Here is a 15,216-nt window from a genome sequence, read left to right on the forward strand (position 1 = left end):
AAATAAGATGGCAAGTTTGATGCAAGTTCGTGATTGTGTCGCGCTTAACGGTCGGGCTGATGCTCGTCTTGTCAGCCATCAGCTTAATATACCTGAACCTATGGTAAAAGCGATGTTAGAGCGGCTTACGTTAATGGGTAAATTACAAGAGGTCGATGTAGAAGAGTGCTTGGTGGGTAGCTGTAAAAGCTGCCCTGAAGCCACCGCATGTCAGACTAAAGTTTATCAATTACGTTCCTAACTCACTGTCTCTTTTAAACACATACCTTCCATATCCCCCTGCTATCTCACAGGGGGGTTTTCTGATAATCAAAATGAATTTTTTTCAACTTTTGCTGGTTATTCTTCATTTTACTTTTCCCACCATCTGCGCATAATCCAATCCTTAAATAGCCATAAAGACATCTAAATGTCCAAAATGAAATTATATACATTTACCTTTATTAGGATAATAAATTATGCCGATCACTGAATTCTCATCCATTATCTCTACGGGTACACAAGGTGGGTTGCAGATGCAATGTGCTTCTCGCCAATTTCAATTATTACTTGATGAGCCTATTTCATTGGGTGGAAACGACACCGCGATGACCCCCGTTGAAGCGCTACTTGGCACACTCGGTGCTTGTAAATCCATTGTTGCTAAGAGCTTCGCCCGCCTACACCATATTAATCTCCATAATATTCGTATTGAGGTAAAAGGCGAGCTAGATATTGATGGCTTTATGGGAAAGAATAAACAGGCTAAAATCGGCTTTAGTAAGATAACGACGCATTTCTATATCCAAGCAGATAATAGTAAAACAGAAATAGAAGCTTTTATCGCCTTTATTGAACGAACCTGCCCTATATTAGATACCATAACCAACCCACCAGAATGCGAAACGCTATATCATCTTGAATAGTCTATTAGCGTTATAACCTCTTCATTTATGCCAGAATTGATAAGGCCTCACACTGCTTTAACAAGGTCTCACTAAATTCATCCGGATGAGAAATAAAGGGAGCATGTGCGGCATGGCGAAAAATAACCGAAGGAGAGTCAGGATAACGAGCATCTAATAAAGCTGCGACTTTTCTTGGCACTAAACCATCTAAATAACCATAAAGCCGAATAAAAGGACAACATAAGGTAGTAAGCTGTTCTCGCAAATCTTCTGTACGTAAAATTTCCAGCCCGCCGTTTAATGTTTCAACGGAAGGCAAAGGTTGTGCCAACACGACCGCTTTCAAGGCCTTAGTATCTTCACGAGCACTTTGAGTACCGAGTGTTTGCAAGGCTAAAAAGCGCTCAACCGTCCGATGAAAGTTATCACTCAATTGTTGCTCGAAACCTTTTAACACGTCTGGCTTAATTCCTGGCCATGCTTCATGAGCAGCAAAACAAGGGGAAGAGGCAACGGTAATTAACGCCCGTACATTATTAGGATTATCAAGTGCAATACGGCTTGCCACTAATCCCCCTAATGACCATCCTAGCCAAATGGCTTTTTTTTCAGGCGCCTGTGAAAAAACAATATCAGCCATCTCTTTAAGCGTTAGCACAGGAAAACCTTGGCTTCTGCCGTATCCCGGTAAATCAACCAGATGCAGGGTAAAATGCGAGCTTAATCGCGCGATGATTGATTGCCAAACCTGAGCATTCAAGCCCCATCCGTGCAACAGCACAAGATGCGTTTTTCCTTCACCTAAAGTCTGCCAATACAATTTATTCATTGTTATGCTCTCTTCTCTTATTTTACAGGGATGTTCACTATGCTGATAACAATAGCAGGATATTGCTGGTTATGTCGTCAACCATTGCGTTATGGTAACCACAGCATTTGTTCAAGTTGTATTCGTCATCTGCCACAACAAAATAATCGTTGTCCGGGATGTTTGTATCCCTCTACCCACTCAATGATATTGTGTGGACGGTGTTTGCGATCACCACCACGCTGGAAACAGATGTTGACAGTCACTGACTATCGCCCACCGCTTAATAAATTATTACACCTTTATAAATATCATCCTCGCCCTCAGATAGCATTATGTCTTGCGAAACTTTTTTTATTACGGTGGCTTGCTCATCGTCGCGAGAATTTAGTTCGCAAGCCAGAGCAAATTATTAGCGTACCGCTACATCGACATCGTCGTTGGCGTAGAGGCTTCGACCAAGTTGAGGCTATCGCTAAACCTTTGGCAAGATGGTTAAATTGTTCTTATCACCCTAATACCTTGATAAGAACTCGTGCTACACTGGCACAAACACATCTTAATGCCAAACAAAGGCAACAAAATTTAGATAATGCTTTTATCGTAAATCGCACCGTGTCAGTGGCAGGCAAGGATCTGGCACTGATTGATGATGTTATCACCACAAGCGCGACGCTCAATGCTATTGTACCTTTGCTATTTCGTGCTGGAGCACGCTCTGTTGAGGTATGGGCTATTTGCCGAACCTTGTAGTTAACCGTCAATTGGGCGTATGATAACCAACCAGAACAGTCAACTATTGAGCAAGACGATATGATTACTATTACTGATGCCGCACAGGCACACTTCGCCAAACTATTGGCTAATCAAGAACCCAATACTCAAATCCGTGTTTTTGTCATTAACCCAGGAACACCTAACGCTGAGTGTGGCGTTTCTTACTGTCCACCCGATGCAGTAGAGCCGAACGACACAGAAATTAAATTTGAAAAACTTTCTGCTTATGTTGATGACATCAGTGCACCTTTCTTAGAAGATGCAGAAATTGACTTTGTCACAGACCAATTAGGCTCACAATTAACATTAAAAGCACCTAATGCAAAAATGCGTAAAGTGGCTGACGATGCGCCTTTAATTGAACGTGTTGAATATGTACTGCAATCACAAATCAACCCACAGTTAGCGAGTCACGGTGGCCGCGTAAGCTTGATGGAAATCACTGAAGATGGCTATGCTATCTTACAATTCGGTGGTGGTTGTAATGGCTGCTCCATGATTGATGTCACTTTAAAAGATGGTATCGAAAAAGAGCTACTTAACCTGTTCCCAGAAGAGTTAAAAGGCGTGAAAGATTTAACCGAACACCAACGTGGTGATCACTCCTACTACTGATCCTCTATTACAAATCCCCTTTGATATTCACCTGCACAGATATCCTAGGGGATTTGTGTATATGCCATTATCATTTACAAAAGGTAACGCCATCTTTACTGATTTGACGTTATTATAGTGATATCGTTCTCTCGCTCAGAACATAACAATGTAATTAACAATATAATAAATAAGACAATTATGGATAGTTTTCAATTTCTTAGTGTTGAACAAGCCTATCAATTTTGGGTATCTCAATCGGCTATTTTAGTTGATGTAAGAGATCCGCAAAGTTATCGTCTTGGTCATGCCACTGGCGCTTTTCATTTAACAAATGATACGCTTAACCAATTTCTACAAGATGCTGATTTTGATGTTCCTGTGATGGTGATGTGTTATCACGGTCATAGTAGCCAAGGCGCAGCACAATATCTGGTCAATATGGGCTTTGAAACCGTATATAGTATTAATGGCGGTTTTGAAGCATGGCTAAGAGAGTTTCCTCAAGCGATAACTTCTCTGCAATAATTACAGATGAGTTTCTCAATGATCCACATTATCACACTATCTAACCCGCAACTTGCTGATATGTTCGTCAATTATATGGCGACAAAAGGTGTTCGGATCCACGCAAAAACAGAAAATCAACAAGTCAGCCTTTGGTTGGAAAACGAACAACAACTCAATCAGGTTGAAAGTGAGCTAAAAACCTTTCTTCGTGAACCTTTTCACCCTCGTTACCAAGCGGCAAGTTGGCAAACAGGTACGCCTCAACGTACGGGTCTACAATATCGCCCAGCTTTTTCAATCAAAAGCATGGTGCAACAATCAGGCCCTTTAACGGTTTTGACCATTATTTTATGTGTGCTCGTCTTTATCTGGCAGCAAATAGTGGGCGATTACAATGTCATGTTACATCTTGCATGGCCATACAATGCTAGTCTCGATTTTGAACTATGGCGTTATATCACCCCAGCATTTGTTCACTTTTCGCTCATGCATATCGCCTTTAATTTAGCGATGTGGTGGTATTTAGCCAGCCAAACAGAAAAACAACTGGGTACAGGCAAATTATTTGTCATTATGCTCATTTCTGCGCTATTTAGTAATTGGGCACAATCACTGTTTGCAGAATCCAACTTTGGTGGACTTTCTGGTGTTGTTTACGCGCTAATTAGCTATGTTGGCTTAACAGGTTTGCGGGCTCCAGAAAAAGGGATCGGTGTTCCTACCGGCTTAATTGTTTTTTCCATATTGTGGATAATCGCGGGTTATATGGGCGTTTTAGGTGATTCTATCGGAAATGCTGCACATTTTGCCGGCTTCCTTATCGGCTTATTGATGGCTTTGTGGGATAATCGACATCAATTATCTCGTCAATCATAATAAAATTAACATGATATTTTTAACTTTAGGGGACACCTGTGAAGCAAACACAACGGCATGATGCCATCATCGAACTGGTACGCTTACAAGGCTATGTCAGCACCGAAGAATTGGTGGAACATTTTGAGGTCAGCCCACAGACTATCCGACGTGATTTAAATGAATTAGCGGAAAAGAACAAAATCCAACGTCATCATGGAGGCGCTGCATTACCCTCTAGCTCTGTGAATGCCGCTTACCACGACCGTAAGATCATGTGGTCTGATGAAAAATCACGTATTGCCCAACGTGTTGCTAGCTTAATTCCTGATGGTGCAACACTATTTATTGATATTGGTACTACCCCTGAAGCCGTAGCCCATGCACTGATTAACCATAAAAATCTGCGTATCGTCACTAATAATCTGAATGTCGCCACTTTATTGATGGATAAAGAAGACTTTCGCTTGATCTTAGCGGGTGGCGAAGTGCGTACCCGTGATGGTGGTATTGTCGGTGAAGCCACCCTGGATTTTATCTCTCAATTCCGCCTTGATTACGGCATCTTAGGGATAAGTGGTATTGATATGGACGGATCTTTGTTGGAATTTGACTACCATGAAGTCCGCACTAAACGTGCCATAATCGAAAATTCTCGTTGTGTTATGCTAGTGACCGACCACTCTAAATTTGGCCGTAACGCGATGGTCAATCTTGGTAATATGAATCTGATTGATTACCTTTTCACTGACCAAGAGCCACCATCAGGCATTCAAAAAATTATTGAACAACATAACGTTCAGCTTGAGCTTTGCTAGGATAACCCTCTATTAAAAAGTACCTTTCGGGGTACTTTTTCCTAAAATTTTCCGCTTTTTTTACCTATTTATTCTTTTGTCAAACCTCATTCCCTTTCCTATTCTTATCAATAACATCATTTGTTCTTTTCAGTTAATAAGCACACTAAATGTAGGGATATGATAATAAATTGTTATTTATATCACGCAGTAATGTTTTTTATCGGTTATATAGTTGGCATTTCCAACAAAATTCATTACAATTATGAGCGAAAACGAACATTAAAGAATTGTTTCGCGCATTCTTAGGAGGATGTTATGGAAACTAAAGACTTGATTGTCATCGGCGGCGGAATAAACGGCGCTGGAATTGCGGCGGATGCAGCAGGCCGAGGCCTTTCAGTATTAATGCTGGAAGCTCAAGACTTAGCCAGTGCAACATCTTCCGCTAGCTCAAAATTAATTCATGGTGGCTTACGCTATTTAGAGCATTACGAATTCCGTTTAGTCAGTGAAGCATTGGCTGAACGTGAAGTTTTATTGCGTTTGGCGCCTCATATCGCATTTCCGATGCGTTTCCGTTTACCGCATCAACCTCATCTACGCCCAGCATGGATGATCCGCATTGGTTTATTCCTCTATGATCACCTAGGCAAACGTGTCAGTTTACCGGGCAGTAAAAGTATTAAATTCGGGGCTAACTCTGTCTTAAAACCTGAATTAACTCGTGGTTTTGAATATTCCGACTGTTGGGTAGATGATGCTCGTTTAGTAGTATTAAATGCGCAAGAGATCGTTCGTCGTGGCGGTGAAGTTCGTACTCGTACCAAAGTGACACGCGCTTGGCGTGAAAACGATTTATGGATGGTAGAAGCACAAGATTTACGCACCGGTGAAACTTCTCGCTACCAAGCAAAAGCATTAGTGAATGCAGCCGGTCCTTGGGTTAAAACATTATTCGATGAAGGGTTAAAATTAAAATCACCTTATGGTATTCGCTTAATCAAAGGTAGCCATATTGTGATCCCACGTGCTCACGATGAACCCCAAGCCTATATCTTACAAAATGAAGATAACCGCATTGTATTCGTGATCCCTTGGATGGATGAGTTCTCTATTATTGGTACCACTGATGTTGAATACAAAGGTGATCCAAAAGATGTGGCTATTGATAACAATGAAGTTGAGTACTTATTAAAAGTCTATAACGACCACTTTAAGAAACAACTGACCAAAGACGATATCGTCTGGAATTATTCAGGGGTGCGTCCATTATGTGATGACGAATCCGATTCGCCACAAGCTATCACTCGTGACTATACCTTAGATGTACATGATGATAATGGTAAAACACCACTACTCTCTGTATTTGGTGGTAAATTAACGACTTATCGTAAACTCGGTGAACACGCGGTTGATAAGCTAAATGCTTATTTCCCTAATATGGGTCAAGCGTGGACAAAAGAGGGTCAATTACCGGGGGGGAACTTAGAAGGTTACGATCGTGATGGCTATTCACGTCTTATTCGCCAACGTCATCCTTGGTTACCAGAAGCATTAGCACTACGTTTTGCTCGCACTTATGGTAGCAATACTGAAGTGTTGCTAGAAGGTATTACTGATTTAGCCGGAATGGGCGAAAATTTCGGTCATAATCTTTACGAAGCTGAATTACGTTATTTAGTTAAACATGAGTGGGTGATTGAGCTTGATGATGCTATTTGGCGTCGTACCAAACTTGGCATGTGGCTTAATAATGAACAAAAACAACGTATTACGCAATGGTTAGAGGCAAATACGCACACAGCATAATGCAGTAAAATATTCTCTGACTCTGTTCAATGTTCTTATTAGCAATTTTTGTGGCGCGATAATAGCGCCACTTTTTTATTGCCGCATATGATGCTATTAACATTACACCTGACAAACTCATCGATAATTGCTTCAGCTGGTTTTGCACTGTTTTTGCAAAAATTCCATTAAAACTACGGCATTATTCTGTTTCTCATCTTTAGCGGAATACAGTAATACTAATGGCTTTTCTTTGGCTACCTTCAATAGTGGTTGCCAACTTTCCGGTATTGCTTCTAATTCTTTTATATAGCGAGCCGTAAATTGTGTGAAATCGCCATTTTCATGAAACCATTTTCTTAATTCAGTAGAAGGCGCGAGCGCTTTATTCCATTCATCATAATGAAAATCGCTCTTTTTCACCCCTCTAGGCCATAATCTATCCACTAATACACGATAACCTTCATGCTTACCGTCTTTATCATCATAGACACGTTTACAAGTGATCATTTCTACTCCCATTCAATCAATGAGTTAATTTCATTATAGAAGAAAATCTTCAAACGTATCCCTCCTGCGACTTTACGTTATTTAAGGTTGTCATCCTGCAACATGAAATTTTCTCTTCTTCCGATTGAATTATCCTCATTGAAACTAAGGTGAATAACTGTTGACTAAATAACCGAATTAAGAGAATCTACATCTAGACGTCTAAATGGTTAGATGGGTAAATAAGTAGCGATACTTAACGGAATAACAATAACAACATGTGACACAACGATTGATGAGGTATAGGTATGAGCTTTTATCACGCAAGCCAGCATGAAGCGCTTAATCAAAATCTTGCTGAATTAGATGGCCAGATCCAAGTTTCTTTTGAGTTTTTTCCTCCTCGCACACAAGAGATGGAAAATACACTCTGGCAATCACTGGCTCGTTTAAATACCTTAAAACCTAGCTTTGTTTCGGTCACTTATGGTGCAAATTCAGGTGAACGAGATAGAACACATGCCATTATTAAAGATATAAAAGAGCGTACAGGCCTTGAGGCAGCACCACATTTAACCTGCATTGATGCCTGTCGTGAAGAGTTACAGCACATTGCCCAAGACTATTGGCAAAGTGGCATTCGTCATATTGTGGCGCTACGGGGAGATTTACCTGATAACAGCCAGAAGCCAGATATGTATGCCGTTGATCTGGTTCATTTACTGAAAGATGTAGGAGATTTTGATATTTCGGTTGCTGCTTATCCAGAAGTGCACCCCGAAGCTAAAAGCGCACAGGCTGATCTTATTAATTTAAAAAAGAAAGTGGATGCGGGCGCTAATCGAGCCATTACACAATTTTTCTTTGATGTAGAAAGTTACTTACGCTTTCGTGATCGCTGTGTTTCAACGGGTATTGATGTAGAAATTGTTCCGGGTATTTTACCTGTCACCAATTTTAAACAGTTAAAACGTTTTGCCGGATTAACCAATGTGAAGATCCCCGGTTGGATGCATAAAATGTTTGATGGCTTAGATAACGATCCAGAAACTCGCGCACTGGTTGGTGCTTCTATCGCTATTGATATGGTGAAAATTTTAAGCCGTGAGGGCGTGAAAGATTTCCATTTTTACACTCTTAACCGCTCTGAATTGACCTACGCCATTTGCCATACATTAGGTGTTCGCCCACAGCTTGCGAAGGTTTAGTCTTATCACCCCGCCCATAGTCTATTGGCGGGGTTTTTCTAGGCGAGATTATTTAGCAAAATGATAAGGTTGCTCGATAGGAAGTAAGCTATATGCAGTATCTAGATCGCCATTAGTAATACAAGTATCTATTTTACGCACTTTATCAGTAATATCGGTAATATTAACAATCCACTCATTGCAATATTTTTCTACTGCTTGATTACGTAACCCTATTTGAATAGTGCGATAACTTAAGCGATTAAGATAAATATCTCGTTCAGGATCCCACTGAATACGAATATCACTGGTTTCTGTTGCTTCTTGCCATTCTTTGGCACTCACATAGTGGTCTGGATCGAAATGACTGACCACACCTTGTGTTAGCATCTGCTGAAAGCCTTCATGGGTAATATCAACAGCCAAAATAGACGCTTGATTGGGATCTTTGCGCCCCCACCCTGAGCGATACATCATCCAAAGAAAGGAGGGTTTTACCCAAGTCATGCGGGTCATACTAAAAGGGGGAGAAACAAAAGTACCATTTGCGACTGCGCTCTGAGCGATAGTAGTAGAATAGGCTTGGTAAACACGGACAAAATCATCCGTATAGTATGCCCTTACTTGACACTCAGGACATCGGTCAACATCATCGTTCATCTTTCTTTAATATCCTTTTATATTAATAAAATGGAGCTATCTGCTTAAATTATGAGCCTCTAACCAGAGATAATCAAGAGTCCCTATTTTCATTAGGGATTTAATAGAATATGACACCGTGACAAGCCATACAAAAGAATGATCATAAAGCGCATAAATTAAAATGGCCATTATCGCTGCAATAATAAAAAATTTAATCTTGCAAAATATATCTTACACTACGTCCACCAGCGCCAAAGGCGCTCAATACATTGTACTGATTATCAAAACGACTCGATCACGAAATTTATATTAAGTTCTCTTTTATTTTCTGATCACTAGCGCTGACTAAATAATTATTTTCTCTTTCCTTCTTTCTTTATAGGAAGAAAGGAAAATATTAAGCAAATAATCACAAATGATACTAATAGTATTCGACCATAGAAATAGGGAAAAAACCGAACAATCAAAACACTATAAAGGACAAAAAAATAGCAATAATGCTTAATATTAAAGATTGTTTAAGGTCTTTTTAAAAAAAAAGAAAATATTTTTTTCATATATAGCCTACATTAAAGTCGCATATCTGATGATATAACATTCATCATATCAGAAGAGAATGGGTAGCCATTAACCACATATATCCCCCCAATGAGGCGAATAGAAAGCTTATTCTACTCACAAAGTGAGGCGAATAATCACGATATTTGACTCATGCTCCTGCAATTAGGCGTTTGATAAGTTGTGTTTTAATTAATGGAGGCGCTTTCACTACGTTACCTGCTATCTTAGCAGTCATGATTTCAAAGGCTTTTTCTACCAATAAGGTTTCATCTTGCTTCATTGACCAGACATTATTAGGTAAAAAACTTAACATAACGTGATCATCAAAAGTACCTATATTGATATGTGCGGGAATAACACCTTCTGTTTGGCGAATAGCACTTAATACGCCTTCTAAAATGGGCAGTGATGAGGCAATAAAATGACTAGGGATCTGCCGATGTTGTTCAAGATATTGCTTCATCATCTGTTCACCATCTTTGGTGGTGTTATGTTCTGCATAGGAAACGGTTACATGGCTTTCATCACCATAATGGGCTTTGATCGCCTGAACATAACCGCGCAAACGAGCTGCAATAGTAGGAAGAAGAGCATCACCGGCAAAAAAGTGGATTGGCGCATCTTGCTGTATCATCGCTTTCGTTAATTGTGCACCACTATCACAGTTATCAGACGCCACGCAAATTGCATTACTAACAGAAAAATCTCTATCTAAGAACACTAAAGGCTTTTGACGATGTTTAACGTGATGTTGCTGATTTTTTCGACTCGCTGAAACAATAAAAATCCCATCAACATTACGCTCATCCATAGACTTTACGAGCTTATTTTCATTTTTAATATCACCATAGGTACAACTTATCATCAGCTGGCAACCAATCTGGTGACAATGCATCTCTAACTTTTCCGCTAAAGCAGCAAAGAAGGGGTTGGACAGCCGAGGAATAACCAGACCATAGGTATCTGTTTTATTGAGTTTTAAGCTTCTTGCCGCATGGTTAACGGTATAACCAAAAACTTCGACATAATCAGCAATTTTTTTCTGGGTTTTTGCACTGATCCGATATTGATCACCTTTACCATTGAGTACTAATCGTACTGTGGTGATAGATAAATTCAGATCATTTGCAATTTGTTCAACTGTTTTTGCCATTAATGTTCCGTCATTGATATTGCCCTCATTTTGCTAACAATGAGGGCGGATTAACCTTTATTAAGCAGATTGACTACGCCATTTTTTCCACATTGATTTTAACCCAGGTCCGACAATAGGTAACAGCAGTGTTAATAGTGCAATAGCGAGGAATGTCGCAGTAATAGGTCGTGTATAGAGAATCGATAAATCCCCTTGAGACATCATTAAAGCACGGCGTAAGTTAGATTCTGCCATCGGCCCAAGGATAATACCTATCACCACCGGAGACATCGAAAAATCGAGCTTAATCATAATATAAGCCAGTAATCCTGCTCCCATCATCACAAAAACATCAATGATGCTATGGTTAACTGAATAAGCCCCCACACTACACAACACAAAGATAATGGGTACTAATACTCTTCGTGGTACATCCATCACACGTACAAACAGTTTCATACACAAGAAGCCTAAGATACCGAGAAAAATATTCGCCATCATTAAGCCGATAAAAATACTGTTCACTTCAACGGGATTATCCGTAAATAACTGTGGCCCTAGCGCTAATCCTTGCACCATAAAAGCCCCCATAATAATCGCCGTTGCGCCATCACCGGGAATACCTAAAGTCATTAGAGGTACCATGGTGCCACCCGTCACCGAGTTAGCCCCCGCTTCCGGTGCTGAAACCCCTTCGGGTGATCCTTTTCCAAATTCTTCAGGGTGTTTTGACCAACGTTTGGCTTCGTTATACGAGATAAAAGATGAAATATCTCCCCCAGTCCCAGGAATAGCACCAATAGCCGTTCCTATCGCTGATGAACGAAAATAGGTAGGTAAAACACGTTTAAAATCGAGCCACGTAGGTAATACACGATGAATACGGGCATTAATTTTCTCGCTTTTCTTCTGCTTGCGCTCACGATACTCTTCTTCAAAGCTAATCAAGCCTTGAGAAAATGCAAAGAGTCCCACGAGGATTGGAATAAACGAGACGCCCCCCATAAGATACACGGTATCAAACGTAAAACGTGGCCCTGCTGTCATAGGATCAAGCCCGATAGTAGCAATAGCAAGACCAATCGCGCCCCCCATTAATCCTTTCACAATCGATTGCGATGATACACTGGTAATAATACTTATGCCAAATACCGCAAGAGCAAAATATTCAGCAGCAGAGAATCCCGTCGCCACTTTTGCCAATTGAGGAGCAATAACAATTAAAGCGATAGTACTAAATACACCACCAAACATCGACCCCATGGTTGATAAGCCTAATGCTCGCCCTGCTTCACCTTTTTTAGCCATCGGATAGCCATCTAAGACGGTGGCTGCAGATGCAGGTGTGCCCGGTGTACTAATTAATATCGCGGTAATGGAGCCACCATAAACAGCCCCACAATACATTCCCAATAATAATAAGATCCCCGTCATTCCTTGAAAGGAGTAAGTCAGTGGGAGTAACAGTGCAATGCCCATATTCACTGTTAAACCCGGTAATGCGCCGATAATAATCCCCGCGAAAACCCCTAACAGGATCATTGTTATCGTTTCTAAACTAAAAACGACCATTAAAGCATCTAAAATTTCCATACCAAGGCTCCTTTACCGCTTACTCAAAAAAGACAGAGGTTGGCAGAGGTGAATTAAAAATAATGTCAAAGAAAACATAAACCGCGGCTACAATCACAATCGGGATCACCACCATGGCAATAGGTTTCCTCTCATTCATCAACCACATAATGATTGGGATAAGAAGCAATGATGGAACAATAAAGCCAAATAGATATAAACCTGTTGCATATAGCAGCATAAAAATGCCTAAGCCATAAGCACGCTTAACTGCGGTCGAACTTAAATCTACGGACTGGTGTACATGTTTAATTTTATCAACCACGACACCTATCCATTGAAAAATCCCCAGTAAAATAAATAAGATGGCTAAACCGTAAGGCCAAAAACGCTCCCCAGGTACACCATATTCATCAAACATACTCATATCACGGGAGAGATAGATAATAAGTAGCCCAAAAGCTACTGAAATCGCACCGATGATTGTATTGATTTTAGTCATGTCGGGATCTCCCCGACCCTATCCGACTTGCGGATAGGGTGGTTTATTATAGAAAGGTTATTTTTTCAGGGTGGCTGAGATTAATTCAGCATACATCTCATGATCTTCTTTCATCATTTGATACGCATCGTCACCGACGATAAATACTGGCATAATACCTTGTTTTTTCAATGCTTCTTGATATTCTGGTTTTTGAACCACTTCTGAAAATGCCCCCACTAACTCATTTTTAACGTTATCAGGCACACCTGCTGTTGTAGCTAATACAGCCCATGCGCGCATTTTCACGTTGGTATCGAGATTTAAGGCTTCTTTAAAGGTTGGAACATCCGGAATAAGTGGGAAACGACGTTCATCCATCACACCGAGAACACGCAAAATACCCGCATCAACTTGTGATTTAACCGCACCGGGTGTGGTTAATACGCCATCGATATGATCGCCCACTAATGCAGCAATAGAGGGGCCTGTACCTTCGTTATAAGGAATATGATTAAACTTAGTTCCCGTAGTACGTTCGATATTCACCCCCGCGAGGTGATAAATAGCCCCCATACCTGAGTTACCAATCTTTAATTTACCGGGGTTCGCTTTTGCCCCGGCAATAAATTCTTCCAATGTTTTATAAGGCGAATTAGCATTCACCACGAGCACAACCGGATCAGCAATCGTTGTCGCAATCGGGGTAAAGTCTTTATAGGTCACGGGTGACTTACCTTGATGTGGGAACATCGCTAATTCAACCGTAGTCATGACTAATTTAGTGCCATCAGGACGCGCATTTGCCACTTCAATTAACCCAGTTAAACCATTACCTGCGGGTTTATTAACCGGTACAAAGATACGCCCTGCTGGCATCACATCTTTAGCAAATTCAATGATAGTCCGTGCAGAAGTATCAGTACCTCCCCCCGGGTTTTTTGGGATAACCACATCAATATTTTTAGTAGGATACGTTAACTGTTGGGCTACAGCATTCCCCATGCCCAATGTCATCGTAAGCGCCAACGCTGCGAGTAGACTCTTTTTCATAAAACCCTTTCTCCACATTTTTATTGAGTAGCTATTAACTGCTGATAAACAATGTTTTTTCTGTTCCAAGTAAAAGTCACATGTAGGGTATTGTTTTCAGCAATAATAGCCGGATATGAAAATTCGCCTTCCCCATCGAGTAAATCGAATGGTTCAGACCAAGTACTGCCATTATCGGATGAAAGACTGACAGAGATAGGATAACGACGACTCCAGTTGCCTGAATTCGGGTTATATACCAATGCCAACAGACCATCTGCGAAGGAGACGACATCAATGCCGCTATTATTATTTGGTAAGGTTGTTGCATAAGCCGGACACCAACTGCGCCCATAATCCGTTGAATCGCTACGATAAATTTTACCGCGCGTACTGCGCATCATGGCATGCACATGTCCAGGCTGAGATCCCCATAGTGTTGGTTGTATCACGCCATCCCATTGAAAAACACGTTGTAGATCAGTCTCCCACAAGGCATCGTCCTTTAGCCCTTGCCAGATTTCATGCTCCGCTTGCCCTCCTTGATGATGGGCAATCGGAATATCCACTCGCTGCCAGTGTTGACCATTGTCGCTAGAAATATCGACAAACGCATCCCAGTATCGATCATCCTCCACCGATCCCGGAGCTAACCACTCGCCGTTTGACATCACTAATACTTTGTTTTTCACAGGACCTCTAGGTGTTACATCACCCGAAACCAATTCACTTGGTAAACTCCAGCTATTTCCGCCATCCTTCGAGATAACGTATTGGGTCGTCCAACTATGTACATCAGGACCCGTTTTATAAAACAGCCAGATATTACCTGTTGATGGGTCAACATGTAAAACTGGATTCCAGTGCGCAACACCTGGATTTTTAACCACAGGTTGAGCGGGTTGCCAATCATTTCCCTCTTTTATCGCCAACCAGATAGCAGTATTACCGCTACCCTCTTTATCGCCAGCAAAAAAAGCGGTTAATAAACGCTCAGAGTTAGGCACACGCACAATCGTTGAAGCATGGCAGTGATTAAAAAGTGAATGTGCATTATCCAGCACAAACTGGGTTTCCTTCATCACGAAAGGCATATTC

At 40.9% G+C, this 15,216-nt stretch carries 17 protein-coding genes; 9 read left to right on the forward strand and 8 right to left on the reverse strand.

Annotation, left to right across the window (positions count from 1 at the left end; translation table 11 throughout):
- Nucleotides 1-7 precede the first annotated feature (7 nt).
- Together AACV01_RS17160 and AACV01_RS17165 are read left to right on the forward strand one after the other, a co-directional pair.
- On the forward strand, nucleotides 8-241 hold the full coding sequence (locus AACV01_RS17160; protein WP_004250034.1) for a FeoC-like transcriptional regulator: 234 nt from the start codon (nucleotides 8-10) through the stop codon (nucleotides 239-241).
- Between the two features lie 217 nt (nucleotides 242-458).
- The gene (locus AACV01_RS17165; RefSeq protein ID WP_046334828.1) at nucleotides 459-905 is read left to right on the forward strand and encodes an OsmC family protein; all 447 of its coding nucleotides are present in this window, start codon (nucleotides 459-461) and stop codon (nucleotides 903-905) included.
- A gap of 25 nt (nucleotides 906-930) precedes the next feature.
- Here AACV01_RS17165 and bioH read toward each other — a convergent pair whose 3' ends face one another.
- Nucleotides 931-1,716 (reverse strand): pimeloyl-ACP methyl ester esterase BioH, encoded by a 786-nt coding sequence (gene bioH / locus AACV01_RS17170; RefSeq protein WP_049203241.1) that lies wholly within the window; start codon nucleotides 1,714-1,716, stop codon nucleotides 931-933.
- Between the two features lie 39 nt (nucleotides 1,717-1,755).
- Between bioH and AACV01_RS17175 the strand changes: the two genes are divergently transcribed.
- The 6 genes from AACV01_RS17175 to glpD all read left to right on the forward strand — a co-directional run bounded on the left by AACV01_RS17175 (nucleotide 1,756) and on the right by glpD (nucleotide 7,040).
- Nucleotides 1,756-2,448, forward strand: a complete 693-nt coding sequence (locus AACV01_RS17175) for a DNA utilization protein GntX (protein WP_072015410.1) — start codon at nucleotides 1,756-1,758, stop codon at nucleotides 2,446-2,448.
- Nucleotides 2,449-2,508: 60 nt separating this feature from the next.
- Nucleotides 2,509-3,087, forward strand: a complete 579-nt coding sequence (gene nfuA, locus AACV01_RS17180) for a Fe-S biogenesis protein NfuA (RefSeq protein ID WP_004246756.1) — start codon at nucleotides 2,509-2,511, stop codon at nucleotides 3,085-3,087.
- 180 nt (nucleotides 3,088-3,267) lie between these two features.
- Nucleotides 3,268-3,594: a thiosulfate sulfurtransferase GlpE gene (gene glpE / locus AACV01_RS17185; protein ID WP_004249057.1), complete on the forward strand. Its 327-nt coding sequence runs from the start codon at nucleotides 3,268-3,270 to the stop codon at nucleotides 3,592-3,594.
- 18 nt (nucleotides 3,595-3,612) lie between these two features.
- A complete protein-coding gene (gene glpG, locus AACV01_RS17190) occupies nucleotides 3,613-4,452 on the forward strand; it encodes a rhomboid family intramembrane serine protease GlpG (RefSeq protein WP_161682228.1) in 840 nt (279 codons plus the stop codon).
- Nucleotides 4,453-4,490: 38 nt separating this feature from the next.
- On the forward strand, nucleotides 4,491-5,249 hold the full coding sequence (locus AACV01_RS17195) for a DeoR/GlpR family transcriptional regulator (RefSeq protein WP_004246753.1): 759 nt from the start codon (nucleotides 4,491-4,493) through the stop codon (nucleotides 5,247-5,249).
- A gap of 297 nt (nucleotides 5,250-5,546) precedes the next feature.
- A complete protein-coding gene (gene glpD / locus AACV01_RS17200; protein ID WP_017628632.1) occupies nucleotides 5,547-7,040 on the forward strand; it encodes a glycerol-3-phosphate dehydrogenase in 1,494 nt (497 codons plus the stop codon).
- 132 nt (nucleotides 7,041-7,172) lie between these two features.
- Here glpD and AACV01_RS17205 read toward each other — a convergent pair whose 3' ends face one another.
- Complete coding sequence (locus AACV01_RS17205; RefSeq protein WP_004249056.1) at nucleotides 7,173-7,529, reverse strand: DUF488 domain-containing protein; 357 nt, start codon at nucleotides 7,527-7,529, stop codon at nucleotides 7,173-7,175.
- 287 nt (nucleotides 7,530-7,816) lie between these two features.
- Here AACV01_RS17205 and metF point away from each other — a divergent pair, with 287 nt between their 5' ends.
- Nucleotides 7,817-8,716 (forward strand): methylenetetrahydrofolate reductase, encoded by a 900-nt coding sequence (gene metF / locus AACV01_RS17210; protein WP_004246744.1) that lies wholly within the window; start codon nucleotides 7,817-7,819, stop codon nucleotides 8,714-8,716.
- A 48-nt stretch (nucleotides 8,717-8,764) separates the two neighbouring features.
- On the opposite strand, the gene AACV01_RS17215 is transcribed toward metF, so the two are convergent.
- From AACV01_RS17215 to AACV01_RS17240, 6 genes are all read right to left on the reverse strand, one after another.
- Complete coding sequence (locus AACV01_RS17215) at nucleotides 8,765-9,355, reverse strand: DUF4291 domain-containing protein (RefSeq protein ID WP_004246743.1); 591 nt, start codon at nucleotides 9,353-9,355, stop codon at nucleotides 8,765-8,767.
- 691 nt (nucleotides 9,356-10,046) lie between these two features.
- Nucleotides 10,047-11,051, reverse strand: coding sequence for a LacI family DNA-binding transcriptional regulator (locus AACV01_RS17220; RefSeq protein ID WP_004249055.1), 1,005 nt, complete (start codon nucleotides 11,049-11,051; stop codon nucleotides 10,047-10,049).
- A 60-nt stretch (nucleotides 11,052-11,111) separates the two neighbouring features.
- On the reverse strand, nucleotides 11,112-12,626 hold the full coding sequence (locus AACV01_RS17225; RefSeq protein ID WP_004246740.1) for a tripartite tricarboxylate transporter permease: 1,515 nt from the start codon (nucleotides 12,624-12,626) through the stop codon (nucleotides 11,112-11,114).
- A gap of 19 nt (nucleotides 12,627-12,645) precedes the next feature.
- A complete protein-coding gene (locus AACV01_RS17230) occupies nucleotides 12,646-13,107 on the reverse strand; it encodes a tripartite tricarboxylate transporter TctB family protein (RefSeq protein ID WP_004246739.1) in 462 nt (153 codons plus the stop codon).
- Nucleotides 13,108-13,164: 57 nt separating this feature from the next.
- The gene (locus AACV01_RS17235) at nucleotides 13,165-14,139 is read right to left on the reverse strand and encodes a tripartite tricarboxylate transporter substrate binding protein (protein ID WP_004249054.1); all 975 of its coding nucleotides are present in this window, start codon (nucleotides 14,137-14,139) and stop codon (nucleotides 13,165-13,167) included.
- Nucleotides 14,140-14,159: 20 nt separating this feature from the next.
- Nucleotides 14,160-15,212, reverse strand: a complete 1,053-nt coding sequence (locus AACV01_RS17240; RefSeq protein WP_004246737.1) for a sialidase family protein — start codon at nucleotides 15,210-15,212, stop codon at nucleotides 14,160-14,162.
- Nucleotides 15,213-15,216: the final 4 nt, after the last annotated feature.

Origin of the sequence: Proteus sp. G2609 (genome assembly GCF_963896135.1) — a bacterium.
In the GTDB taxonomy this organism is placed as follows: Bacteria; Pseudomonadota; Gammaproteobacteria; order Enterobacterales; family Enterobacteriaceae; genus Proteus; species Proteus mirabilis.

Coding starts and splice junctions, on each gene's coding strand:
- metF (WP_004246744.1), top strand. CDS start 7,817: ATGAGCTTTTATCACGCAAGCCAGCATGAAGCGCTTAATCAAAATCTT.
- glpG (WP_161682228.1), top strand. CDS start 3,613: ATGATCCACATTATCACACTATCTAACCCGCAACTTGCTGATATGTTC.
- AACV01_RS17165 (WP_046334828.1), top strand. CDS start 459: ATGCCGATCACTGAATTCTCATCCATTATCTCTACGGGTACACAAGGT.
- AACV01_RS17205 (WP_004249056.1), bottom strand. CDS start 7,529: ATGATCACTTGTAAACGTGTCTATGATGATAAAGACGGTAAGCATGAA.
- AACV01_RS17230 (WP_004246739.1), bottom strand. CDS start 13,107: ATGACTAAAATCAATACAATCATCGGTGCGATTTCAGTAGCTTTTGGG.
- AACV01_RS17175 (WP_072015410.1), top strand. CDS start 1,756: ATGCTGATAACAATAGCAGGATATTGCTGGTTATGTCGTCAACCATTG.
- glpD (WP_017628632.1), top strand. CDS start 5,547: ATGGAAACTAAAGACTTGATTGTCATCGGCGGCGGAATAAACGGCGCT.
- bioH (WP_049203241.1), bottom strand. CDS start 1,716: ATGAATAAATTGTATTGGCAGACTTTAGGTGAAGGAAAAACGCATCTT.
- AACV01_RS17240 (WP_004246737.1), bottom strand. CDS start 15,212: ATGCCTTTCGTGATGAAGGAAACCCAGTTTGTGCTGGATAATGCACAT.
- AACV01_RS17225 (WP_004246740.1), bottom strand. CDS start 12,626: ATGGAAATTTTAGATGCTTTAATGGTCGTTTTTAGTTTAGAAACGATA.
- AACV01_RS17220 (WP_004249055.1), bottom strand. CDS start 11,051: ATGGCAAAAACAGTTGAACAAATTGCAAATGATCTGAATTTATCTATC.
- AACV01_RS17235 (WP_004249054.1), bottom strand. CDS start 14,139: ATGAAAAAGAGTCTACTCGCAGCGTTGGCGCTTACGATGACATTGGGC.
- nfuA (WP_004246756.1), top strand. CDS start 2,509: ATGATTACTATTACTGATGCCGCACAGGCACACTTCGCCAAACTATTG.
- AACV01_RS17160 (WP_004250034.1), top strand. CDS start 8: ATGGCAAGTTTGATGCAAGTTCGTGATTGTGTCGCGCTTAACGGTCGG.
- glpE (WP_004249057.1), top strand. CDS start 3,268: ATGGATAGTTTTCAATTTCTTAGTGTTGAACAAGCCTATCAATTTTGG.
- AACV01_RS17215 (WP_004246743.1), bottom strand. CDS start 9,355: ATGAACGATGATGTTGACCGATGTCCTGAGTGTCAAGTAAGGGCATAC.